Source organism: Bacillus sp. K2I17 (genome assembly GCF_002209985.1).
GTDB lineage: Bacteria > Bacillota > Bacilli > Bacillales > Bacillaceae_G > Bacillus_A > Bacillus_A wiedmannii.
Window position 1 is genome coordinate 192,345 of the sequence record NZ_NJGF01000006.1, and the last position, 24,148, is coordinate 216,492.

19 protein-coding genes, 1 riboswitch and 1 other annotated feature are annotated in these 24,148 nt (G+C 35.3%); of the genes, 4 read left to right on the plus strand and 15 right to left on the minus strand.

What is annotated here, in order from left to right:
• Position 1: 1 nt before the first annotated feature.
• The gene (locus tag CER22_RS10195) at positions 2-910 is read right to left on the minus strand and encodes a DoxX-like family protein (protein ID WP_088608713.1); all 909 of its coding nucleotides are present in this window, start codon (positions 908-910) and stop codon (positions 2-4) included.
• A gap of 191 nt (positions 911-1,101) precedes the next feature.
• Positions 1,102-1,288, plus strand: a riboswitch (Lysine riboswitch).
• Between the two features lie 200 nt (positions 1,289-1,488).
• Here CER22_RS10195 and CER22_RS10205 point away from each other — a divergent pair.
• Positions 1,489-2,718 (plus strand): aspartate kinase, encoded by a 1,230-nt coding sequence (locus tag CER22_RS10205; RefSeq protein ID WP_088608714.1) that lies wholly within the window; start codon positions 1,489-1,491, stop codon positions 2,716-2,718.
• Positions 2,719-3,064: 346 nt separating this feature from the next.
• Positions 3,065-3,517, plus strand: a complete 453-nt coding sequence (locus tag CER22_RS10210; RefSeq protein WP_087983092.1) for a VOC family protein — start codon at positions 3,065-3,067, stop codon at positions 3,515-3,517.
• 207 nt (positions 3,518-3,724) lie between these two features.
• On the opposite strand, the gene CER22_RS10215 is transcribed toward CER22_RS10210, so the two are convergent.
• Together CER22_RS10215 and asnA are read right to left on the minus strand one after the other, a co-directional pair.
• The gene (locus CER22_RS10215; RefSeq protein ID WP_088608715.1) at positions 3,725-4,162 is read right to left on the minus strand and encodes a helix-turn-helix domain-containing protein; all 438 of its coding nucleotides are present in this window, start codon (positions 4,160-4,162) and stop codon (positions 3,725-3,727) included.
• Positions 4,163-4,298: 136 nt separating this feature from the next.
• Positions 4,299-5,282 carry an aspartate--ammonia ligase gene (gene asnA / locus CER22_RS10220; protein ID WP_088608716.1) on the minus strand — a complete coding sequence of 328 codons (984 nt, stop codon included), beginning with the start codon at positions 5,280-5,282 and terminating at the stop codon, positions 4,299-4,301.
• Between the two features lie 70 nt (positions 5,283-5,352).
• Positions 5,353-5,611: a binding site (T-box leader), on the minus strand.
• Between the two features lie 405 nt (positions 5,612-6,016).
• Here asnA and CER22_RS10230 point away from each other — a divergent pair.
• Positions 6,017-6,151, plus strand: coding sequence for a DUF3934 domain-containing protein (locus tag CER22_RS10230; RefSeq protein WP_000047588.1), 135 nt, complete (start codon positions 6,017-6,019; stop codon positions 6,149-6,151).
• Positions 6,152-6,246: 95 nt separating this feature from the next.
• Here the strand turns inward: CER22_RS10230 and CER22_RS10235 are convergent, their stop codons facing one another.
• The 6 genes from CER22_RS10235 to CER22_RS10260 form a co-directional block, all read right to left on the minus strand.
• Complete coding sequence (locus tag CER22_RS10235; RefSeq protein WP_088608717.1) at positions 6,247-9,441, minus strand: DEAD/DEAH box helicase; 3,195 nt, start codon at positions 9,439-9,441, stop codon at positions 6,247-6,249.
• A 118-nt stretch (positions 9,442-9,559) separates the two neighbouring features.
• Complete coding sequence (locus CER22_RS10240; protein ID WP_048543316.1) at positions 9,560-10,492, minus strand: response regulator; 933 nt, start codon at positions 10,490-10,492, stop codon at positions 9,560-9,562.
• Positions 10,493-10,494: 2 nt separating this feature from the next.
• Positions 10,495-11,793, minus strand: a complete 1,299-nt coding sequence (locus CER22_RS10245) for a sensor histidine kinase (RefSeq protein WP_079998372.1) — start codon at positions 11,791-11,793, stop codon at positions 10,495-10,497.
• Between the two features lie 63 nt (positions 11,794-11,856).
• Entirely contained in the window at positions 11,857-13,569 is a 1,713-nt protein-coding gene (gene malS / locus CER22_RS10250; protein WP_142293461.1) for an oxaloacetate-decarboxylating malate dehydrogenase, read from the minus strand.
• A gap of 75 nt (positions 13,570-13,644) precedes the next feature.
• Positions 13,645-15,084 carry an aspartate ammonia-lyase gene (aspA, locus tag CER22_RS10255; protein ID WP_048543319.1) on the minus strand — a complete coding sequence of 480 codons (1,440 nt, stop codon included), beginning with the start codon at positions 15,082-15,084 and terminating at the stop codon, positions 13,645-13,647.
• A 24-nt stretch (positions 15,085-15,108) separates the two neighbouring features.
• Positions 15,109-16,380 carry a cation:dicarboxylate symporter family transporter gene (locus CER22_RS10260; protein ID WP_048543320.1) on the minus strand — a complete coding sequence of 424 codons (1,272 nt, stop codon included), beginning with the start codon at positions 16,378-16,380 and terminating at the stop codon, positions 15,109-15,111.
• Between the two features lie 376 nt (positions 16,381-16,756).
• On the opposite strand from CER22_RS10260, the gene pyrH reads away from it, so the two are divergent.
• Complete coding sequence (gene pyrH, locus CER22_RS10265; RefSeq protein WP_048543321.1) at positions 16,757-17,500, plus strand: UMP kinase; 744 nt, start codon at positions 16,757-16,759, stop codon at positions 17,498-17,500.
• Positions 17,501-17,553: 53 nt separating this feature from the next.
• Here the strand turns inward: pyrH and cls are convergent, their stop codons facing one another.
• The 6 genes from cls to CER22_RS10295 all read right to left on the minus strand — a co-directional run bounded on the left by cls (position 17,554) and on the right by CER22_RS10295 (position 23,990).
• Positions 17,554-18,765, minus strand: coding sequence for a cardiolipin synthase (gene cls / locus CER22_RS10270; RefSeq protein ID WP_142293462.1), 1,212 nt, complete (start codon positions 18,763-18,765; stop codon positions 17,554-17,556).
• 111 nt (positions 18,766-18,876) lie between these two features.
• Positions 18,877-20,022, minus strand: coding sequence for an ABC transporter permease (locus tag CER22_RS10275; protein ID WP_088062959.1), 1,146 nt, complete (start codon positions 20,020-20,022; stop codon positions 18,877-18,879).
• A 1-nt stretch (position 20,023) separates the two neighbouring features.
• Positions 20,024-21,133: an ABC transporter permease gene (locus CER22_RS10280; protein ID WP_088062958.1), complete on the minus strand. Its 1,110-nt coding sequence runs from the start codon at positions 21,131-21,133 to the stop codon at positions 20,024-20,026.
• A gap of 37 nt (positions 21,134-21,170) precedes the next feature.
• Positions 21,171-22,109: an ABC transporter ATP-binding protein gene (locus tag CER22_RS10285; RefSeq protein WP_088608718.1), complete on the minus strand. Its 939-nt coding sequence runs from the start codon at positions 22,107-22,109 to the stop codon at positions 21,171-21,173.
• Between the two features lie 137 nt (positions 22,110-22,246).
• The gene (locus tag CER22_RS10290; RefSeq protein ID WP_088062957.1) at positions 22,247-23,347 is read right to left on the minus strand and encodes a sensor histidine kinase; all 1,101 of its coding nucleotides are present in this window, start codon (positions 23,345-23,347) and stop codon (positions 22,247-22,249) included.
• A gap of 4 nt (positions 23,348-23,351) precedes the next feature.
• Positions 23,352-23,990 carry a response regulator transcription factor gene (locus CER22_RS10295; RefSeq protein WP_000694104.1) on the minus strand — a complete coding sequence of 213 codons (639 nt, stop codon included), beginning with the start codon at positions 23,988-23,990 and terminating at the stop codon, positions 23,352-23,354.
• Positions 23,991-24,148: the final 158 nt, after the last annotated feature.

Consider the following 24,148-nt stretch of genomic DNA (forward strand, 5'->3'; position numbering starts at 1 on the left):
ATTATCCCTTTCTCTTCCTCTTGCAATTTTTTGAGCTTGGCAAGTTCGTGCTATTTATATAACCGACAATTGATAATCCCATGATTAGAACGTTTAATGTAATTGGATTAAACGGCTCTGTAAAACTTGCAATATTCGTAATCCCTGCCGCTATCGTTAAGGCTATTAACATAAAAATATGTACGATAAATACTTTTCGTTTTGGAAATGGCAACAGCCATATGACACCAAAAATAATTTCTAACAATCCAATTATTCTAAGTACAAAAATACTATGTTCAGTTGAACCAATTATCACAGATAGCATTTTTACTTCTTCTGAATGGGTAAACATTAGTTTCGGTACTATTCCTTGATACATCCATACAAATGCAAATAAAAAACATACGAGCCAATATGTCATTGTTCTTCTAATTAGTAACCTAGGGTGCAATCCCTTTTCTAACCATAATTTTAAAGCATCAAAGCTCCAAGCAGTCGCCCAGCCTAATAACGGCCGAAACATATAAAAATCTATTACATTCCCTATACGACCAAACCTCGTATCATAATCATATTGCGTCTCAAAATGAATGTGTTCTTTACGAGGGGTATACTTCCAATAACCACGCCCTGTTTGAATAAGAGATAATTTATTATCCGTCCAAAATTTTAAAGAAGAAATACGTTCTCCCGTTTCTTTTCTTATTTCAGCTATCGATTCTCCTTCCCCAGCTATTTCAAGTCCAAATCCGATCTTTGTTTTATATAAAAACTTCTGTGGTTCTCCTTCTTTTTTCTCTAAATATGAAATTTCAGTAAAGCGAGCATCCCATTCTGTATGTATATGTGGTTCTTGCGTGTATTCCCATAATTTCTCCATTGTTGTGTTCATTTCTGCCGAAACATAAATAGGCTTTTTCCCCTTCATTCTTCCACCTCCAATGCACTATAATTTTAATGTACATGCAATGAATTTATTTTGCTACATTTTTCACAAACTTTCTCAGAAATAGAAAGAATTTTTAAAATATATATAAAACACTTGATTCCCCGAAAAATTTAAATTATTATAAAACAAATGTTACCAACAACTTCATAAATCAAACACTCTCGCCTAAAACGTGAGATAGAGGTTGCGATACTTATGAGTATTCTAATGGAGACACAGAGATGTCTATGAAATTAGATGAAAGGAAGTATTGCCGAAATCGATACATTTCTCTGCATTTATCGATTGGGGCTGTTTTCGAATAGAAACAGAACTGTCATATGTACAGACGTGTATGTATGAAGAGCTATCTACAAAAAAGAGATATCATTTTTATGGTATTCCTTTTTTGGCGGTTTTTTTATTAGCTCCGTTTTCTGTTTCCCTTTTCCTGTAACAGCACCATCCTCACTTATTTGAGATGGTGTTTTTTGTTTTTTCTCTGGTAACTACAGGAATATTGGGATCTATATATGTCCTAATCTATTCTTAAAAATGGATGAAAGAAGGAATTCGTAATGGAAACGATTGTACAAAAATTTGGTGGCACTTCTGTTGGAAGCGTTGAGCGCATTCAACATGTAGCAAATTTAATTATTGAAGAATATAAACGAGGACATAGCATCGTCTCTGTCGTTTCAGCAATGGGAAAAAGCACAGATGAACTCGTAGCACTTGCTAACGCGATTTCAGAAAATCCGAGTAAACGCGAAATGGATATGCTTCTATCAACAGGAGAGCAAGTGACTATTTCATTATTAACGATGGCACTACAAGCAAAAGGCTATAACGCGACTTCATTAACTGGATGGCAAGCTGGTATTACGACAGAATCTGTACATAGTAGTGCACGGATTACTGAAATTAATACTGATCGAATTCAGTCTTATCTTACTGAAGGCACGATTGTTATTGTAGCTGGCTTCCAAGGAGTTAGTGAAAAGCATGAAATTACAACACTTGGCCGCGGTGGTTCTGATACAACTGCTGTTGCATTAGCTGCTGCACTGAAAGCAAAAAAATGTGATATTTACACGGATGTGACCGGTGTTTATTCGACGGACCCACGAGTTGTAAAAAATGCTTATAAATTAGATGAAATTTCTTATGATGAAATGTTGGAACTTGCAAATCTCGGTGCTGGTGTATTACATCCGCGTGCTGTTGAGTTTGCTAAAAATCACAATGTCATGTTAGAAGTTCGCTCAAGTATGGAACGAGAAAACGGAACAATTGTAAAAGGAGAATGTAACATGGAACAACAATCAATCGTTAAAGGTATTGCATTTGAAGATAATATTACACGCGTCACAATGAAAGGATTAGAACAAGGTGCACTTTCAACAGTTTTCTCTACATTAGCAGCGGCACATATTAATGTAGATATCATCATTCAAAGTATTACAAATGAAGGAACTGTTCACCTCTCCTTCTCAATCCATTCTAATGATTTAAAAGAAACATTAGAGGTATTGGAACAAAATCAAGAAACACTTCACTATGAATCTGTAGAATATGAAAATCATTTAGCAAAAGTATCCATTGTAGGATCTGGTATGGTCTCTAATCCAGGTGTTGCTGCAAATATGTTCACTACTTTAAAAGAAGAAGATATTCATATTAAAATGGTAAGTACATCAGAAATTAAAGTGTCTGTCGTTATTGACCGCCTTCATTTAGTAATAGGTGTCGAGGCGCTTCATCAATCATTTATGGCGAAAATTGAGCCTTTAGTGCAGATGAGTTAATTTCCACCAGTAAAACTTAAAATAAATTATATAAATCTATTTCCTTCCTATATTAATAGCAATAGGGTCGGAATATTTTGCGGGCAAGTCGAAGTTATATTATCGAATAGAAACTACATTATTGAATTCTTAAAATGATAGCATTCTCGAAATAAAGTTCGCGCATATTTCAATAGTAGAGGGTTTAAAAAGTGTTGTTCGTTAACAAAATGTTTTATACTATACCCGAAAACACCTTGTCACATTTTCCTACACTGTGACAAGGTGTTTTTTGTTTAGAAGAGATTTTAGTATAATTATGAGGAGAATTAACTAATAAAATTATACATATAAGGAGATAAAGACTATGGCAAACAACAGATTACTAAGAATGGACAATGTCAGCATCGTTGTAGAATCCCTTGATAACGCAATCTCTTTCTTCGAGGAGATTGGACTAAAACTCGAAGGGCGAGCTACTGTCGAAGGTGAATGGGCTGGTCGCGTAACAGGACTCGGTTCTCAGCGCGTAGAGATTGCTATGATGGTTACGCCAGATGGCCATAGCCGAATTGAACTTTCGCGATTTCTCACCCCACCTACTATAGCAGATCACCGGACAGCTCCTGTAAATGCCCTCGGTTATTTGCGCGTCATGTTCACCGTTGAAGACATTGACGAAATGGTATCGAGACTTACAAAGCATGGTGCTCAGCTCGTTGGCGAAGTAGTTCAGTACGAGGACTCATATCGACTCTGCTACATTCGTGGAACCGAAGGTATTTTAATCGGTTTGGCGGAAGAACTCGGTAACAAATAAGTAATGTTTTATATGAAGTCTTTGCCGAAGTAAAAATACTTGAAAGAACTTTACGCTTAATAAAACTTAGATTTTGAACCCCGTCCTAGCTTTAGAACGGGGTTATACTTGTTTGAGCTTTTTAACATACTATCAACATCCCAAAATCATTATAAAACAATTCAATTACTTGTTATACTCTTTCCTAGGAAATATAACGGACTCTTCTCACTTCTTATCATATATATCTTTTCTTTTAAAAAACGATCTGAACTCATTCAAAATAACTTTCTTCACATCAGAGTAAAAAACCATCATGAATAGTGCAATTCCTAATAAAATCTCTTGCATTCCTTCATAATCAATGAAAGCACTCACAATTAGCAAACCAAACCCAATATAAAAACCAAACTCATTCTCTTTCTCAAAATCCTCATCTTCATCAATATGTATTTTCTCTTTTAAATTTCGGTTCCCTTTTATTAACTCATCGAGCGTAACATTATACATTTCGCTAAGCAAAATTAAATTATCAATATCCGGACAGCTTTTATCATGTTCCCACTTATACACAGCTTGCCTTGTCACACCAATTTTCTTAGCAACATCTTCCTGTGAAAACCCTTTTGACTCTCGTAATCTTTTAAGTTGTTGTCCTAAGCTCATAACATCCCCTCCTTTAACAAATTATTACATAAAAGGATCCAAAAAAGAAAGAAACCATTAGTAAAACCCACTGTAAACCATTCGTTTACACAATGAAAAAGAGAGAATAACTCTTTGAGCTATCCTCTCTCTTCTATTAAAACAGATGAATGTTTTCTTTCTTGCAAGCTTCACGTAAATCGTCAGGCCATACAGAAGATTGAACTTCACCAATATGTGCTTTACGTAAGAAGTACATGCACATTCTTGATTGTCCAATACCACCGCCAATTGTTAACGGTAGTACGTCTTCTAAAATACCTTTATGGAAATCGTACTCACGTTTGAAGTCTTCACCTGTTTTCGTTAACTGCTCATCAAGTGATTTACTATCAACACGAATTCCCATTGATGATAATTCGAATGAAGATTGTAATACTGGGTGCCAGAATAAAATGTCACCGTTTAATTTCCAATCATCATAATCAGCTGCGCGTCCATCATGCTTTTCACCTGAACGAAGTGTATCACCAATTCCGATAATGAAGACTGCACCGTGTTCTTTCGCAATTGCATGTTCACGATCTTTCGGTGTTAATTCTGGATATTTATCTTCTAGTTCTTGGGAAGTGATGAAAACAATTTCTTCTGGTAAATACTTTCCAAGGAACGGATACTTTTCAAATAAGTGGTCTTCTAAATCTTTGAATATTCCATAAATTGTTTGTACTGTTTCTTGCAAGTAATCTACAGTACGCCATTCTTTTTGAACGATTTTTTCCCAATCCCATTGGTCAACGTAAATGGAATGTGTTGCATCAAGTTCTTCATCACGACGAATCGCGTTCATGTTTGTATATAAACCTTCACCAGCTTCATATCCGTATTCATGTAATGCGAATCTTTTCCACTTCGCTAGTGAGTGAACAATTTCTAATTCTTCTCCTGAATGTAACATATCAAATTCAATTGGACGTTCTACACCGTTTAAATGATCGTTTAATCCTGATTTTTTCGTTACGAATAATGGTGCAGACACGCGGAATAGTTCAAGGCGTTTTGCTAATTGATCCTCGAAAAATGTTTTAACTTCCTTAATTGCGATTTGAGTCTCTCTTACTGTCATTAATGATTGATACATGGTGGTTTCCTCCTAAAATGTTTGGATGTTGTGAAAAGAAGCCAACAAAAAAAGCCCTTCTTTCCCAAAAAACTGGGACGAAAGACTTTGGTTCCGCGGTACCACCCAAATTAGCAACAGAGGTTGCTCACTTATACAATACGGAGATGAAATATCTCGATACTGTTCTTCTTGTAACGGCGAAGTTCCCGGCTAAGTCTACTTTCCTGTAAAGGATTTCGGTTAGCAACTCCAGGAGGTTCTTCATAATAGGCTTCGTATCAGGCTCACACCACCCCTGACTCGCTTAAACTACTTCCTACTACTACTCGTCCTTTCATAGTCGTTTTGTTGTCACATCTCTGAAACATTTTATTAATGATTATTCTATACAAAAAATAAAGAAAGTCAACAAAAATTTAAAAATATTTTTCAATTCTTTATTTTACGGCTTTATTGATTGTTTTCAATATAACGTCTTCACTTCTTTTGTCTTGTCAATCCAAAAAACGTTTCACTAACCGAAACTAACATATACACAACAAGTAATGTAATCGTTCGAAATATAGAATCCGCAGTATTTCGTATTATTTTCATTTTCTTTGTAATTCCTTTCAGTTTACTTGCAAATTCGTGTTATACTATAACATTCAAGCAGTTTATTTTTACTTAAAGCAATCATAGTCATTTATAAAGAGTATGTTCTAAATCATTGACTATTATCAAATAAGATTTTTATATAACGGAGTGATCATATGAGTAAAACGAAAGCAAAACCGAAAAAAGGTGTAGGGCAAGGTACAGGAAGTAAAGGATGGAATCGTTGGCAATCAAGTGCAAAGAAAAAGGCAGCTGCCAAGCCATATAAAAGTAAAGGGACTAAAAAATAAATTCTGTATTATCTCTTTACTTTGTTCAAAACAAATTATAATTATTACACTAAAAAAGCTATGCTCTCATACATGTGAAAGCATAGCTTTTTATATTAAATCATTAAAATATCTCGTATTTCTTCCTCCGTGATTGATGATAATTTCTCTTCTCCTGGCTCAATCACTTCAGCGATTAAATTTTTCTTACTCTCTTGCAGTTCATGCATTTTTTCCTCAATTGTTCCGTGGGCTACTAATTTTATAACTTGTACTGTATTTTTTTGTCCCATTCGATATGCTCTATCAGCTGCTTGTTGTTCAACAGCTGGATTCCACCATAAATCGTATAATATAACCGTATCGGCACCCGTTAAGTTAAGACCCGTACCACCAGCTTTTAAAGAAATGAGAAATAGATCCCCTTCCCCCTCGTTAAACCGATTACATAGCTCTACACGTTCTTGTGATGGTGTACTCCCGTCTAAATAAAAGTATGGAATCGCTTGACGATTTAACTCACGACCAATAATAGACAGCATCTTCGTAAATTGAGAAAAGATTAAAATTCTCTTACCAGTACTTCTGCATTCCTCTAGTATCTCTAATAGTTGTTCAAATTTAGCTGAACTACCCTTATAATCATCAACGAATAAAGCCGGATGATTACAGATTTGGCGCAGTCTTGTTAAGCCAGCTAAAATTCTAATTTTATTTTTACGTAACGTATCTTTATCTAAATGTTTTAACGTTTCTTCCCTTAATTTCGCTAAATAAGCAGCATAAAGTCTCTTTTGATCTGGTAATAACTCCGATGACTGTAAGTGCTCTATTTTATCTGGAAGCTCCTGTAATACGTCTTCTTTTAATCGTCTTAATACGAAAGGTTTTACGCGCTTCGCTATATCTTCGCGCCTTAAATCACCGAATTCTTTTCTTCCTGGTAATAATTCCGGAAATACGACATGGAAGATAGACCATAGCTCTTCTAATGAATTTTCTACAGGCGTTCCCGTTAGCCCGAAACGAAATTCAGCTTGAATTGTTTTCACTGCTTTTGCAGTTTGGGTTGTAGGATTTTTAAACGCCTGTGCTTCATCAAGAAACAGTGTATGAAACGGCCTCGCATACGATCTTATATCTCTTCTCAGTAATGGATATGACGTAATTACGACATCAAATTCCACTATGTCTTTTAATATTTTTCGCCGCTCTGTTTGATTTCCATCTGCAATAACCGCTCTAATATGCGGGGCGAATTTTTTCAATTCACTAAACCAATTATAAACGAGAGAGGACGGTGAAACGACTACTATAGGTAGTTTCTTTTCTCGAATTTCAGGCAACACAGAATCTATGTAAGCAATACTTTGCAGCGTTTTTCCAAGTCCCATATCATCTGCTAAAATACCGCCAAAACGGTAATAGGCGAGTGTTTTCATCCACTCAAATCCGTATACTTGATACTCTCTCATTACAGCAATTAAAGTTTGCGGCACTGTAAACTTTAATTTTTTCGGATTTTGAATGCTTTCTACTAAATCTTGAACAGACTCATCTAAACTTAAAACATTACCTTCGTGAAGTCCGTTCATCCATTTTACACTCCGGATAAGCGGAACGTTCACTTCTTCTCCGTGTAAAAACTCTTTCCGAATACCCGATTCTTTTACAAACTGATTAATTTCATTAAATTCTTTGCTCTCTAGTGATAATAAAGAACCATTCGCTAATCGGTAATATTTGCGTTTCTCTTCCAGAGCCACTAACACACCTTTAATTTCCGCTTCCGGTATTCCTTTTATATCAAAACGAAATGATAACCAATCAATTCTTTCTTTTCTTCTCACTCTAATAAGAGGTGCGGTATCGCCTTTATGAATGCGTAATTTAATTGCTGTCGTCGCATAAATGTCAACCAAGCCTTTTAACGACGGAACGACGTGATATAAAAAGTTATACTCAGCCTCTTCATTATGCATAAAATAACCGCCTTCTGTTTTTGCAAAGGCACTTTCACTCATAATGTCTAAAATCTCTTTTTCCTTTTTCTCATCACGATTAAAAACAGACGGCTGTCCATCTTCTTCTAACGGATTGATCATGACGTTTCCATAATGAAATTCAAGACCTGCTAACAAACGATTTTTCACTCGATCTAAATACAGCTTTGCTTTTAGCGACGGCGTTTCAACACGATCTGATATTACTTCATCAATGCGTACCGTTCCCAGTTTCATTAATCCTGGCACAACTTTCGCTACGAAATGTTCCATCTTACTTTCAGGAATATAAAACTGATTGCTATTTGAGCGACTCATCATCTTTTGTAATTCAATAAGTCGCATACAATCTTCCATAGGTAAATGATATAATTTCCCATCGTAAAGAGCGTTGTTATACATTTCCATAACTTGAACACGATTTAGGCCGTCTATATGAAGTGTGAATCCACCATTATTTCCTTTCGTAAACTCAAAATGTAATGGCAATAAACCGTTTGAAATTTGTAAGCCCTGAAACTGTTGTTCATTTTGTTTCAGCTGTACATACTCAACTTTAGAAAGTGAAGAGAGCATATCTTTCCACGAAGCTGGCGGTATGAATATCATACTTTCATCTTGTTTCGCATGTACTTCTAACGCATCTTCATACATTTTTTCATTATGATACATTTTAATAAGTTGCTGAATAACCGCATCCGTTTCTTGCCTGAAGCTATGTACATCTGGTGTGTATGTAAATTCATTAGAACAATGAAAAGTCTCTCTTTTTTCCACTTTAGAAAGAAATTCTCTAATATGCTTTATAAAATATGTTTGCGCAAGTTTTAACTGAATTCCAAGAAGGGCCCCACCACTTTTCGTATCCACTGGTGAACATATAAAAGCCACATCTAATATTTCACGTGTATCAAAACGGTGTTGTTTACTTTTTGGCCTAAGTGGTTTGTCTGCAAACAACTGAAACATCCCGCTCGTTAATTGATCATTTCCGCTCATATTTTCGGACATGCCGCCCGTTTGCTGGTTATAATTTATTTGTATTAGTACGGCTGCAACATGTTGACAATACGTTTGAAAAGACGCTAATGAAGGACAACTACATCTCGCAACTACATCACCTTTTTTAACTTTTTCTACTGTAACATGAAAATCCTCATTCCCTTTTACCGTCGCCTCACAAATTTCTTTCGTTTCATCATAATGATTCACGATTACTTTATTTGCTTTATAATAAGCTTCGCCTCTTTTATATGAGGTCTCTCCGCATACTTCTTTTATAATCGATTTATTTAATGTAAAACTCATTGTTTTGACACTTCCTTAATGTAAAACCATTTTCTCTTACTTAACATTTTACATGCTCTACGAGAAAATATAAAATATTGATTGAACAAAAAAAGATGCTTATTTATAAGCACCTTCTTCACTCTATCTCCATCAACCGTTTCGCCTCAAAATATAACACTTGAATAAATTTTTTCGTATTAATTCGTATATGGCCAGAAGTTGCTACTTCATCCTTTGTCATTTCTGTCATCCGTTTTCTAACTACAGTGAAATCAAAAAATTTCGGAGCATAGCTTTCAAATTTTGGATTTGAAAAGTCTGTTAGTCCGAGGGAGGCTAAATGATTCAATGATTGATAAATTGCTCTGCGGACTCTTTGTTCAGATGCTTTTTTCTCTTTATCAATATCCGTATGTAAAGCTTCATCCCCTAATTTTTTTATCGTAATATAGTGAAAAATATCTTTTAACGCAGGAAAGCCAAATTCAAATGTTTGCGCCTTTTCTTGTCCGTATAAATATTCCAGCATACTAAGTAAATCTTTACTTCCGTTCTCTCCCGCAATACCAAGCTCTGCTAGTAAGAAGCGTCCTGAATCTGATATCTTTTTTCCTTCTTGTACTGTTTCACTACGCATTGGCGGCTTTTCCCACTGAAACACATTATTTAATGATTTTTGAATGTCATGTATAGAACGTTCCAAACGAATACGCTCCATCACTTTTCGTACAACAGATACTACTTCTATTTTATTTAGTGGTTTTGTAATATAATATTCCACACCAAGTGTATACGCCTCACCAATGAGCTGTTTCGATTCAACTTGGGAAATCATAATAATTTTCCCAGTAAATGAAGACGCTATATGACGAACTGTTTCAATGCCGTCTCTCATCGGCATTAGTAAATCAATAAATAAAATATCTACTTTTTTATAATTTAGCTGTTCTGCTTCAATAAACGCTCCATCTTCCGATTCTCCAATTACTTCCCCAAGATCGCCATCCTCAATAATTTGCGAAAGCATTGAACGGAAAACTTCATCATCATCTACAATATAATAAAACAAACCTATTCCCCTTCCCGCTTTAAACTGCACTCCGGTAAACAAACGATAAACTTACACCCTTTTTCAGTTTCATTGTCTTCTAACCTTACTTCTCCGCCGAGCTCTGTTACCATTTCGTGTATGTAAGAAAGTCCAATACCTGTTGACGGTGTTCCTGTTTGATCATACTTGGAAGTAAACCCTGGCTTAAATACTAATTTCTTATACTTTTGTGCAATACCAGGGCCATCGTCAATTACTTCAAAGATTACATGTTGCTCTCGTTTATATAACTTAATACGAATGAGACCTCTATCTTCAATTGCTTCCACTGCATTGGCAACTAAGTTATTAAAGATTGATAGCACTGTATACACGTGATATGCAGCGTGTTCACCTTCTATATGTTTTGAAAAACGTATATCTTTCCCTAGCATTTCAGCATATTTCTCATTTATTCTTACGATCATTTCTGTAAGCTCATGTCCTTCTACATACTCAGTCACATTTTTATCTAATAACAGTTTAGATAATCCTGCAAAAATCCTTTGATTATCCTTTTTTATTTCGTGCACTTCTCCTGCTATTTTCAATGCTGTTTTACTACTGGAATCATCGTCTGTCTGTAAATTTCGATATAGTTGATATGCTTCTTGTGTAATCAATTCTGCATTTTGTAACGTTTTTTTCAAGTGAACAGATTCTACATATAAATTTGAAAGGTGCATGAACATTTTTTCATTTTCTTTTCGGACTTGTGACTCTTTTAATTTCGTTTCATATAAAATCATCATATTTAAAAAGCCAAGTGCAAAGAAACTACGAAAAATAGCAATAATAATTAATTTATTCACTTCAGAAACTGTTATTGTTGTACCGAGTACTACCATATGATAAATCGCAAGTTCTGACATACTTGCGATAATTTCAATTGTAATTCCAAGGCACCCAATAACGATTGGTTTCTGATGAAACTTATTCACCCTACAAAGTGAAAAAAGACTTCCATAAATAAAATAATAAAAGAACACAGGATAGCGCAAATAAAATGATTCTGTCATATGAAATGAACCTTGCATGATCCAATCAAGGCATACACGGAATAAAACGACACATATACCGACAAGAATACCTGCAGCCGCTGCTGGTATTCTTCTTAAAAATAATAATAAAAAGAAGAAAAGCGGTGTCCCAAAGCTAACGCGAAACGTATCGTTAAAAGGATGAAAATTAAGCTCTCCAGCAATCGGAACAACAACCATTAATATAATTAAAAGGGATATATCTTTCTTCCATAATTGATTCCAATTCAAAGGTGCCACTTCCTATACTTTTTTCGGTAATAAAAGTGAAAGCCCGCTTATTTTTATAAACGGGCTTTATTTCTATATTCTAACCTTTTCTACCGCTTTTATTTGGCGATACTCTGGTTCCCAGATTGCTTCTTTCACTGCAATCTTAATATCGTTATCACTTAAGTTCTCTCTAACAACACCTTCTGCAACGGCAACTTTCGCTACTTCAATTGCAACCATTTCCGAGATATTACGTAACTCTTCAACCTCTGGCAAAATAGGTGCTCCTGGCTGACTTGTGTCTACCATGCTTGCAACTGCTTCAGCAGCTGCTGCGAACATTCCATCCGTCATGACGCTTGCACGTACAACAATTGTTCCAAGACCAAGACCTGGGAAAATAAGTGCGTTATTTGATTGTCCAATCACATACGTTACACCGTTGTATGTAACTGGTTCAAATGGACTTCCTGTTGCAACTAATGCTCTTCCTTCTGTCCACTCGATTAAATCAGCTGGTTTTGCTTCAGCAAGTGGCGTCGGATTCGACATCGGTAAAATAATTGGTCTTTCTACGTGAGAAGCCATTTCTTTAATAATCTCTTCTTTGAATGCTCCTGCAACAGTTGATGTACCGATTAAAATTGTCGGTTTTACATGCTTCACAACTTCAGCAAGTCCGATCACATCATTTTGTTTCCACTCACTTACTTCCGCTTCTTTTCTTGCATATGGAATTTGGAAATCAAGAAGATCTTCCATATTATCTGTAACTAACCCGTTACGATCAATACACCAGAAACGCTTATATGATTCTTCTTCTGATACGCCAACGCGGACCATTGCATCTCTAACTTGATCTGCGATACCGATTCCAGCCGTACCAGCACCAAACACAACAACGCGGTGTTCACTTAAAGGTACACCCGAAACTTTCACTGCCGATAACACAGCAGCAAGTGAAACTGCACCTGTACCTTGAATATCATCATTAAATGTACAAATATCATGACGATATTTATCTAAAATTTTTCGTGCATTTCGAGAGCTAAAGTCTTCCCAATGTAAAAGTGCTTTCGGGAATTGTTTATTCACTGCTTGTACAAATGTATCAATAAATTCATCGTAAGCTTCACCAGTTATACGAGGGTGACGATTTCCAATATAAAATGGATTGTTTAATAGTTCCTCACGATTTGTACCCACATCTAAAATTACCGGTAATACACGGCTAGGATCGATACCAACTGCGGCCGTATAAACAGCTAATTTCCCGATTGCGATGTTTATACCACCAACACCCCAGTCACCAATTCCAAGTATGCCTTCTCCATCTGTTACAACGACTAAATCAATGTTTTCAGCTGTTGCACCGATATTCGCAAATGCTTCTTCAATACCCGACGGATCGTTAATTGATAAATACACACCACGCGGTTTACGATATTCATGACTATATCTTTGAATCGCTACACCAACAGTTGGTGTATATACGATTGGTAACATTTCACGTAAATGATTTGTTAATATACGATAAAATAACACTTCGTTTCGATCATGTAACGCTGTTAAGTATACATTCTTTAATAAATCGTCCGGCTGAGAACAAAATTGTTCATACGCTCGGCGTGCTTGTTCTTCTAATGTTAAAACCGCTGGCGGTAATAACCCTTTTAAACCTAATTCTTCTCTCTCTTCTTGCGTGAAAGCGACCCCTTTATTTAAAAGTGGTGTTGATAATACTTCTACTCCTCTTAATGTCGTTTCTAATGAACCATTAGAAGCTACTGTAAACTTACTCATAACATCCCTACCTCTATTCATATATAGCATTTCTATATTGTAAACAAAAAAGAGGGGATTGTCCCCCCTCTTCTTTTAATTTTTCTTTAAAAGAGTTGCTCCTGCAATCCCTGGGTGTGTCATTTCGAATGGATCTAGAATTAACTCTAAGTCTTCTTGTGACAGTACACCGTTTTTCACACAAAGTTCTCGAACGGATTGACCTGTTGCAATTGCTTCTTTCGCAACGCGAGCTGCTGCTTCATAACCGATATGAGGGTTCACGGCTGTAATAATTCCTACACTCTTCTCAACATACTCTTTTAAGCGATCTTCATTCGCTTCAATTCCTTTTAAGCAATTATCTGTAAAGGCACGGAAACCGTTATTCATAATGCTAATAGATTGAAGTAAGTTGAAAACAAGTACTGGTTCCATAACGTTTAATTCTAATTGTCCTGCTTCTGAAGCAAGGCAAATTGTATGGTCGTTACCAATTACTTGGAACGCAATTTGATTAATTACTTCTGGCATAACAGGGTTTACTTTCCCTGGCATAATAGAAGAACCTGGTTGACGAGCTGGTAACATAATTTCTGCTAAACCAACACGCGGACCTGATGCCATTAGACGAAGGTCATTCGCAATTTTAGACATATTCATCATACATACTTTAAGTGCTGCTGATACTTCTGTGTATGCATCCGTATTTTGCGTTGCATCTACTAAGTCTTCTGCACCAACAAGTGGTAATTCACTGATTGCAGCTAAATGTTTTACAACTGCTTCAATATATTCTGGATCTGCATTTAAGCCTGTACCAACTGCAGTTGCTCCCATATTTACTTCATATAGATGTTGACGTGATTGCTTGATACGTTTCATATCACGTTCAAGTACGCGGGAATACGCTTTAAATTCTTGTCCAAGACGAATTGGCACAGCGTCTTGTAAATGTGTACGACCCATTTTAATAACATGATCGAACTGCTCTGCTTTTAATTCAAATACATCATGCATATACCCCATCGTTTGTAATAAACCTTCTAATGCGTTTAATGTTGCGATATGAATCGCCGTTGGGAATGCATCGTTTGTTGATTGCGCCATGTTTACATGACTATTTGGACTAATATAATGATAGTCTCCCTTTTCCATTCCTAATAATTCAAGAGCACGATTGGCCATGACTTCATTTGCGTTCATATTCATTGAAGTACCTGCTCCGCCTTGGATTGGATCTACGATGAAATGATCATGCCATTTTCCATCAAGAATTTCTTGAGCAGCTTCTGCGATCGCGCCGCCCTTGCTCAATTCCAATCTTCCTACATCTGTATTAGCAAGCGCTGCAGCTTTTTTTACAATTGCGAACGCTCTAATTAAACCTTCATGGATTTTATATCCTGTAATTGGGAAGTTTTCAACTGCACGCATTGTTTGTACGCCGTAGTATGCATAATTCGGTACTTCTTTTTCACCTAAAAAATCTTTTTCAATTCGAACACCATTTTTAACTTCAGTTAATGTTGCCATGATTATTCACTCCTTAACGATTTCTTATGCTGCTTTTGTTTCTTTGACTGTTTCTACATATTGTTTTGCTTTCTCATCATCGAATTCGCCTTCCCACTTCGACATAACAATGGCCGCTAATGCATTTCCTAATACATTGACAGATGAGCGAATCATATCTAAAATGCGGTCAATTCCCGCAATTAACGCGATACCTTCTAGTGGTAACCCCATTGAACCTAACGTTGCTAATACAACAACGAACGATGCACCTGGAACTCCCGCCATACCCTTGGATGTTAACATGAGAACGAATAATAACGTTATTTGCTCTGTCAGTGACATGTGCACACCATACATTTGTGCAACAAACAATGCCGCTAACGCTTGATAAATAGCCGATCCAGTCAAGTTAAATGTATAACCTGTCGGAATTACGAAAGAGGCAACTGCCTTTGGACAACCGAATTCTTCCATTTTTCTCATTATATTAGGTAAAACAGCTTCTGAACTTGCTGTCGTAAATGAAAGAATGAGTTCTTCTTTTAAAATTTTCATTAATGTAAAAATGTTTACGCCAACCATTCGTGCATTAATACCTAATACAATCACAACGAATAGTATAACAGTTACGTATACAGCTAGCACTAGTTTTCCTAAAGGAAGTAGTGTTGCTACACCAAATTTTGCAACCGTAACCGCAATTAATGCGAATACACCAAATGGTGCAAATTTCATAACTTGATTTGTAACCCAAAACATCGCTTCGAGTACACCTTCAAAGAAGTTAAAGACAGGCTTCCCTTTTTCCCCAATTGCCGCAACTCCTAAACCGAATAATACGGAGAAGAAAATAATCGGTAATAAGTCACCTTGTGAAATCGATTCAAATACGTTTTTCGGTACAATATGAACAATCGTCTCAGCGAATCCTTTCTTCTCTGTAGCATCTGCCGTTTGTTTATAAGAAGAAATATCACTTTGCTGTAAATTACTCATATCAACGCCAGTACCTGGTTGGAATATATTCGCCGCAAGTAATCCCATTAAAATAGCAATCGTCGTAATAATTTCGAAATAAAGAATTGTCTTACCACCCAGTTTCCCAAGCTTCTTCATATCTCCTACACCAGCTACTGCAACAATTAATGCTGAAATAACAATCGGTACTACAATCATTTTAATTAAGTGAATAAATATATCCCCAATTGGTGTGATATAAGAAATCGCCGTTTTATTGCCATAAAAGACTGCCCCTACTACAATCCCTAAAACAAGCGCGACAAAAATTTGTGTTGCCAATCCGAATTTTTTCATTTATGTTCATCCCCTTCATGCGAACGCTTTCAATTTGAATTTATAAAAGCTACTCACACATCTTATAAGCGAACCTACAAAATCATACAAAAACCTACAAGTTCGTCACAAAAAATTCGAAAATTTTTCTTTTCTTTTTCATTGACACCTTTTTATTAAAAAGAGATACAATATACTTGATAAGTAATCAGATTGTTTCGTATAATCAAAAAGATATACACTTACAATAAATCGAAATGAAAAGGAGTGGATGGTATGAAAAATTATGTACAAAAATTCGTCCTATCTTCTTCTTTTCTTTTTCATTTTCTTAAAAAGGAACAAAGGCATTTGCCTTTGTTCCTTTTTTATTGCGATCTATATAGGGGGAATTGTTATGAAGCCATATAAAAGAGTCTTAATTAAATTAAGCGGCGGCGCACTTGCTGATCAATCCGGAAATAGCTTTAACTCCAAAAGATTAGAACATATCGCAAACGAAATTATATCCATTATTGACTTAGGTATCGAAGTATCCATTGTCATCGGCGGCGGTAACATTTTCAGAGGTCATCTAGCTGAAGAATGGGGCATTGATCGAGTAGAAGCTGATAATATCGGTACGTTAGGTACAATCATTAACAGCTTAATGCTTCGCGGCGTCTTAACAAGTAAAACAAATAAAGAAGTACGCGTTATGACTTCCATCCCGTTTAATGCAGTAGCAGAGCCTTATATTCGCCTCAGAGCAGTACATCATTTAGATAACGGTTATGTTGTCATTTTTGGCGGCGGTAACGGGCAGCCGTTCGTTACGACAGATTATCCAAGTGTTCAAAGAGCCATTGAAATGAATAGTGACGCAATATTAGTCGCAAAACAAGGAGTAGATGGCGTCTTTACTAGTGATCCAAAACATAATAAATCAGCAAAAATGTACAGAAAACTAAACTATAACGATGTTGTTAGGCAAAACATTCAAGTCATGGATCAAGCCGCTTTATTACTTGCTCGTGATTACAATTTACCAGCACACGTCTTTAACTTTGATGAGCCTGGTGTAATGAAAAGAATTTGCTTAGGGGAGCATGTGGGGACATTGATTAATGATGATGCTTCATTGCTTGTGCATGAAAACTAATTATCTCTCATTAAAAAAGGGTGTCTATAAAAGACATCCTTTTTCATTAACCTTTATAAATAAAAATCCACTAATCCTGCCACTTTCTCCTTACAACGCTCCCAAAACGATAACTTCTCAAAAAATTGTTTCGTCATCTCTTTCGAATCACGAAAATCTTTTGTTAATGCCTCATTCACTTCTGATACGATAGTCCCACCGTGAATATACAAATTCATCTCATCATTCATATAAAAGCTACGTGCAGTCATGTTCGTTGTACCGATAACAGTTAGTTCATTATCAATCAGCATTAACTTCCCATGAAACATTCCTTTTTTATAACCATATACTTTAATTCCATTATTAACAGCTTGACGAATATAAGGATACGCTGCCTCTTTAATGAGAGGAATATCTGGTTTATATGACCAAAGTATTTTCACTGTAACACCACGTTTTTGCGCTTCAATTAAAGCATTCATAAATTCTTTATTTTTCGCTATAAAATAAGGTGTTGTAATTACGATTGAATGCTTCGCTTGTTTTATTAATTCGATATACTTTTCAGCGACGTAATGTCCATTGTAGCTAGTCATCGTATGTAATGTGTTGCCCTTACTAGCTTTATTCGTACTTCTTTTTATATTTTCTTTCGTATCTCGTTTCCAATCTAAAGCGAATTGCTCTTCTAAATCTTTTGCCCCTTCTCCTCTAAGCCGCACATGATAATCACGCCAATATCCAAATCGCTTATCTTTACCTAAGTACTCATTCCCCATATTAAAACCACCTGTATACCCAATCTCCCCATCAATCGTCGTAATACGGCGATGATTACGATGGTGAAGTGAATAAAATCCGAATGGCAATTCAGGTTTTCTACTATATGTAAAATGTACACCACTTTCCCGCAATTCACTTATCATCTTTCTTTCAAATGATAAATCATTAATGCGATCAACGGATAAATAGACGTTTACTCCTTCTTTTGCCTTCTCTTTTAATAAGTTTAAAAAAGTATGGCTACTTTTATCATCCGACAAAATAAAAAAGTACGTGTAAATAGATTGCTTCGCCTCTCTTATATCAGTAAATAACTGTTTATAAAATGACTTTCCTTCTACAAATAATTGAAAATCACTATAATGAGGTGCATACTCTGTCGGCATGTTTTTCCCGGCTTCCATTTTCCTACCTAAAGTAACATCGATATGCATCCAAATTAAAATAAAAACAACAATAGCAATAATAATAGAAGTAACTCGCAATATTTTTTTAATCATTTTGATTTCCTTCCGCTCATTTTCTTTCCACTCTTCTATTTTGTCATTCAAATTTAGATTTCATGCTCCATACAAAAAAAGGATGCGACTTAACGTCACACCCTTTTCATATTAAACAAAGTTTCTCGCATCATTATTTCTTCCAAATTTATAAATAGCAATTAAGAAGAATGCTATCGCAAAGGCGAATAAGATTAATATATTTAAATACAAATCTGAAATCGGAATTCCTTGTTGTAGTTTTGATACCGTATCTAATAGCCATCTTTGCGGAAGAAAATCAGCTACTTTTTGCACTGCTTTCGGCATAATATCATACGGAAAATAGCATCCAGCGAGTAAACATGTCGGTACAATGATCATATTTTGCAGTGCGTTTGCCGATGCTGAGTTTTTCGAAAAAGCGACAAGCACTAACGATATTCCAATCGCTATTAAAGCAAATAGCATGAGTACGCCAAGCATCACTATGAAAGGCATATTGATATTCGTATGAAAAACATTCGTTAGGAATAGGATTGTAATCAGAATTTGTACTGTTAATATCATCATATTTACCCCGACATTAGATAATATGAATTTCTTCCCATCTATCGGCGTTGATAAGAGTCTAAAATACGTTCTATTTTCTTTTTCTTTTAAAATATAACCTGATAAGTTCGCTGCTGAAAATAGCATAAACATAATAAGATAACCCATCGTTTGGTTTGTCATATCTTTATTTTTCGAAGTATCTTCTAGCGTCTCAGTTTTCATTTTAAATGAACCTTTTTGATATCCTGCGTACATACTATCAAATGCACTTTGATCAGTTCCTGCTACTTTACTAATAGCTGCTACATTATCAATATAATTGTATAAATATGATTTTATAAATCCTGTTACTTGATCACCTTTAATCGATGAAATTTCAATATGATTTGGTTTCCCTTCTCGAACACTTTTTGAAAAACCAGAATCTAATGTAATAACTCCATCAAGTTTTTTGGAAGTGAGTTTATCTTCTACTTCAGATTCTTTAATTTTACTTACCTTTACATGATTTAATCCTTCTAAAAATTTCACCGTATCATTTGCTATAGATTGATTTTCTTTATTTATAACCCCGATATTTAACGTCCCTTGCCCGACATTCCCATACATTGAGAAGGAGATTAATGTTCCAATTATCGGCAAACTAATAATAATGAATAACCCTTTTTTATTTTTCAAAAGTACAGATAACGTTTTTTGTATGAGCCATAAAATATCTTTCATACTATAGCCCCTCCCGTCTACGTAATGCAATAATTGCAATTAATAAAAAGAGTGCCGAAATGCCAAGATTTAAACATATTACTGGCAGCGCTGCTCCTACATCATTTGCATAAATAATTTTCATAATAGCTGTGTTTGCCCACGTTAATGGTGATAAATTCGTAACGAAATTTTCTTCTATTACGAAATATGCACCACCAAAAATAGAGGCTAATTGCACAACTACAAGAATAATCGCTCTCGATGATTCAGCTGTTTTCGTAATATATCCAATCCCTAAACCGAAGCTAATTGCTAGAAAGATTTGTGTTAATAAAATAATAAATATGATTCCAAGATGTTCGCCCCAATTCGCTTGAAAGACAAATTTACTAAATAACATGACAAGTAATACGCAAAGAGCATTTGCTACTAGGCTACCAAGTACTTTTCCAATGAATATTTCAGCCTTACTTATAGGCGCAGCAATGAGGCGATCTCCTGTTTTACGTATTCGTTCTCCACGAATTAAAGAACTCGCTCCCATCGCAGCATATAGTGCAATCATCGTCGTCATTACAACCGCATAGTAATCCATAGAACCTGGCTTTTTCGCAGCTTGTAAAGATGTTTCTTTTATATAATCATTATGATTTCCGCTTGAAATAACCGCGCTCACCTTACTAGGATCAACTTTTGCAACTTCGGCCGCTACATTGTACTTATCAATAAATGTTGTAAGCATGCCTTCCACAATACTTCCCTCAATACTACTTTTGTCACTTCCATAAAATTTCGCACCATCTTTATTTAATTCTACATAAGCAGCATATTTATTTTGCTTCACTTCTTCTTTCCCATCTATACTGCCTGAAGCTTTTTTAAAATGAATACCCGATTTATCGACTTCTTTCGTAAATGCTTCGAACGTTTGAGAAAATGTGCTACTCGCTTCATCTTTGTAGAGCACTTGTATATCTTTAATCGCTTGACTATCGCTATCAAATGCATTCGTTAACGCTGTTCCTAACACAAGCATTAGTACAATCGGAAATGCTAACATAAAAACTAAAGTTCTTACGTCTCTGAAATCTCTTTTTATATGCATAACTGCAATATTGAAGATGTTCAATTGATGAACCTCCCTTTACCTTTTCTTCATTTACCTTTTATTTATCTCGTAAGTTTCTTCCAGTCAACGTAAGGAATACTGTTTCTAAGTTCGGGGCCTGCTCCTCTAATGAACGAATTTCAATGTCATGATTAATGAAATGCTGAATAATTTTATTTAAATTATTTACTCCTGCATCCGAGTTTACCTTGATTACGTTCTCTTCAACTTGAACAGCTTTCACACCGTTTATCTCTTTTAACTTTTCTACATCTAAATTTTCTACTGACTTCACTTCAACCCAAATGTCTTTCGTATCAGTAATAATCGCTTTTAACTGTTCTTTCGTTCCTTCTGCAATCACTTTACCGTGATCTACAATTGCTATTTTCGTACAAATCTCTTCTACTTCTTCCATATAGTGGCTCGTGTAAATAATAGTGCTGCCCATTTCATTTAATTTTCGAACCGACTGGAGAATATAGTTTCTTGACTGTGGATCAATTCCAACTGTCGGCTCATCCATAATAATTAACTTCGGTCTATGAGCAATCGCACAAGCAATATTCAGTCTTCGTTTCATCCCGCCTGAAAAGTTTTTCGGGTAACTTTTATGTTTATCACTAAGTCCCACAAATTGAAGTGCTTCCTCTACTCTCGCTTTTAGTTCAGCTCCTCTTAACCCGTACAGTCCAGCAAAGAATTTCACATTTTCATAGGCAGTTAACTCTTCATAAATCGCAATATCTTGCGGAACGATACCGATATTCATCTTCGCAAATCGATTATGTTTCTTTATATTTTTTCCTAATATGCTAATTTCACCTTCATTACTTCTTAACAACCCAGCAATCACATTTATCGTTGTACTCTTACCAGCACCATTTGATCCTAAAAAGCCAAATATCTCTCCTTCTTTAATAGATAAAGACATATTATCTACCGCGATGAAATCACCAAATTTTTTCGTTAAATTTTTAATTTCTAATGTATTCATCATTTCACCCCTATTTCGGTTTCTCTGCTATTCATTATAAACAAAAAAAATGAACCTGCTCAGTGCAGAAGTTCATTCTTTTCACATGAGATTATTCACTTTTTTCATATGAGATGATTCATCTTCGTCCCATTTTCTTATATCGGCAACAGCATCGTTACTGAAAAGCCACTTGTTCCATCTACAATAATTTTTCCGTTTACTGATGCTGTTCGCTCCTCCATCCCCATAATCCCGAGACCTTTCTTAACGAGAGCTGCACCTTTTCCGTTATCCTTCACTTGTACTTTCACCATCTTGTTAAGTACATGAATATCGATTGAAATGACTGTCGCATCAGCATATTTCATCGCGTTCGTTAGTGCCTCCGTAACATTTTCACCGATAATCTTCCACTGAATCGGTGAGATCATATCTAAATTCCCTTTATATACGAAAGGGATATTTATATCATGCTTACCGGCAAATTCCTCTATGAATAATTTCATACGATGAATGCCAATTTGCTCCGTTGGTGGCTTCATATTTTTTAATGTAACTCGAATACTTTCAATTCCATCTTTCGATATATGAATTGCATTTTGTAATAACTCGGCAGATTTTTCTTTATCTATCCCCATTAATCTCTTTGCTGCTTCCATTTGAATTAGCGCCCCTGTCATCGAGTGGCCAATTTTATCATGAATTTCTTGTGACAACCGATTTCTCTCTTCTAACTTAAATGTGTACTCTGATTGCTTTATGTACTCTTTATTTTCATTTAAGCTTTTCGTCAGCCGCTGCATATCTTTTCGCATCTTATCATTTTGTGATTCAAGCTTTAATACGCGCGATATATACCGTTCTGCCATAGTTAATACGATAAAAGAAAATGCAACAATTAATCCATATGTCATTCGAATACTTTCTTCTGTAAAGATAATAGGAATCATCATAATGATAAAGAGCTGCCATTTCTTCTCTATATAATGAAATATAATTTCATATACGTTCAATGGTAAAAATAAAATAAAAAACGGATGAACCTTCCATGTCAATAACATAACTATGCCAATTGAAACACTAGATAATATGTTTTTGTACGTATCTTTTTTAAATATAGAAATCAGCACATTTACAGAAAGATATAAAAGCAAAGTAAGTATAATCCATGGTAAGTTCGCGACATTTAAATAAATGTAGCTAAACACAATATATATAAAGACAATTAATTTACTTACAATTAACCAAAATTCCATATCTTTAATCTACTTTCCCTGTTAAATAATAAATCGCAATTTGTGTGCGATGTTCAAGTCCAGTTTTCCCTAAAACTGATGTAATATAATTTGCAATCGTTCCTTCTGATATGAAAAGTTGCTTTGAAATTTCTTTATTCGAGAAGCCTTTCGCAATTAATGCGATAATACTAAGTTCTCTTTCTGTAAAAAGACTTGTATCTATTTTACATTCGTCCTCTTTGCTCTCCATTAAATTGCTCTTAATTTTATCAAGCACTACATCTTGCATAACAGTTTGACCGTTATATACTCCTTTTATTGCATCACGAATACGCTCTGGATCATTATTTTTTAATAAATAACCTTTCGCTCCGTTCTTCACTGCGTCCAAAATATATTCATCATCATCGAACGTCGTTAAAATTAGTGGTTTCGTTTCCGTTTCTTCACAAATAAATTTCGTTGCCTCTACCCCGTTCATATTTGGCATGCGGACATCTAAAAGAGCGATATCAACGTCGTTCTTTTTGCAATATTCCACCGCTTCTTTCCCATCATTCACAGTATCTACTACTTCGAACTCTTCATATGTATTTAAAATAATTTTCATGCCTTCTCTAATAAAAGAATTATCATCCGCTATTAATATTTTAATTTTCATGTTTGTTAGTATGGACCTTCCCCTACTAACATTCACATCCTTTCTTCACGTAACATTTCCCACTTGCTCATTATATACTTCTTTTTACCATTTTTTCACACCTTTTTTCATATAGATTCCTTCCTAAAAATATATTATTCTTTTTTTACAACATGTGT

Bases quoted from the DNA above. Each gene is read 5' to 3' on its own strand.
- malS (WP_142293461.1), bottom strand. From the start codon at position 13,569: ATGAGTAAGTTTACAGTAGCTTCTAATGGTTCATTAGAAACGACATTA.
- CER22_RS10235 (WP_088608717.1), bottom strand. From the start codon at position 9,441: ATGAGTTTTACATTAAATAAATCGATTATAAAAGAAGTATGCGGAGAG.
- aspA (WP_048543319.1), bottom strand. From the start codon at position 15,084: ATGGCAACATTAACTGAAGTTAAAAATGGTGTTCGAATTGAAAAAGAT.
- cls (WP_142293462.1), bottom strand. From the start codon at position 18,765: ATGATTAAAAAAATATTGCGAGTTACTTCTATTATTATTGCTATTGTT.
- CER22_RS10295 (WP_000694104.1), bottom strand. From the start codon at position 23,990: ATGAAAATTAAAATATTAATAGCGGATGATAATTCTTTTATTAGAGAA.
- CER22_RS10290 (WP_088062957.1), bottom strand. From the start codon at position 23,347: ATGGAATTTTGGTTAATTGTAAGTAAATTAATTGTCTTTATATATATT.
- CER22_RS10260 (WP_048543320.1), bottom strand. From the start codon at position 16,380: ATGAAAAAATTCGGATTGGCAACACAAATTTTTGTCGCGCTTGTTTTA.
- CER22_RS10285 (WP_088608718.1), bottom strand. From the start codon at position 22,109: ATGAATACATTAGAAATTAAAAATTTAACGAAAAAATTTGGTGATTTC.
- CER22_RS10210 (WP_087983092.1), top strand. From the start codon at position 3,065: ATGGCAAACAACAGATTACTAAGAATGGACAATGTCAGCATCGTTGTA.
- CER22_RS10215 (WP_088608715.1), bottom strand. From the start codon at position 4,162: ATGAGCTTAGGACAACAACTTAAAAGATTACGAGAGTCAAAAGGGTTT.
- CER22_RS10230 (WP_000047588.1), top strand. From the start codon at position 6,017: ATGAGTAAAACGAAAGCAAAACCGAAAAAAGGTGTAGGGCAAGGTACA.
- CER22_RS10205 (WP_088608714.1), top strand. From the start codon at position 1,489: ATGGAAACGATTGTACAAAAATTTGGTGGCACTTCTGTTGGAAGCGTT.
- CER22_RS10275 (WP_088062959.1), bottom strand. From the start codon at position 20,022: ATGAAAGATATTTTATGGCTCATACAAAAAACGTTATCTGTACTTTTG.
- CER22_RS10195 (WP_088608713.1), bottom strand. From the start codon at position 910: ATGAAGGGGAAAAAGCCTATTTATGTTTCGGCAGAAATGAACACAACA.
- asnA (WP_088608716.1), bottom strand. From the start codon at position 5,282: ATGTATCAATCATTAATGACAGTAAGAGAGACTCAAATCGCAATTAAG.
- pyrH (WP_048543321.1), top strand. From the start codon at position 16,757: ATGAAGCCATATAAAAGAGTCTTAATTAAATTAAGCGGCGGCGCACTT.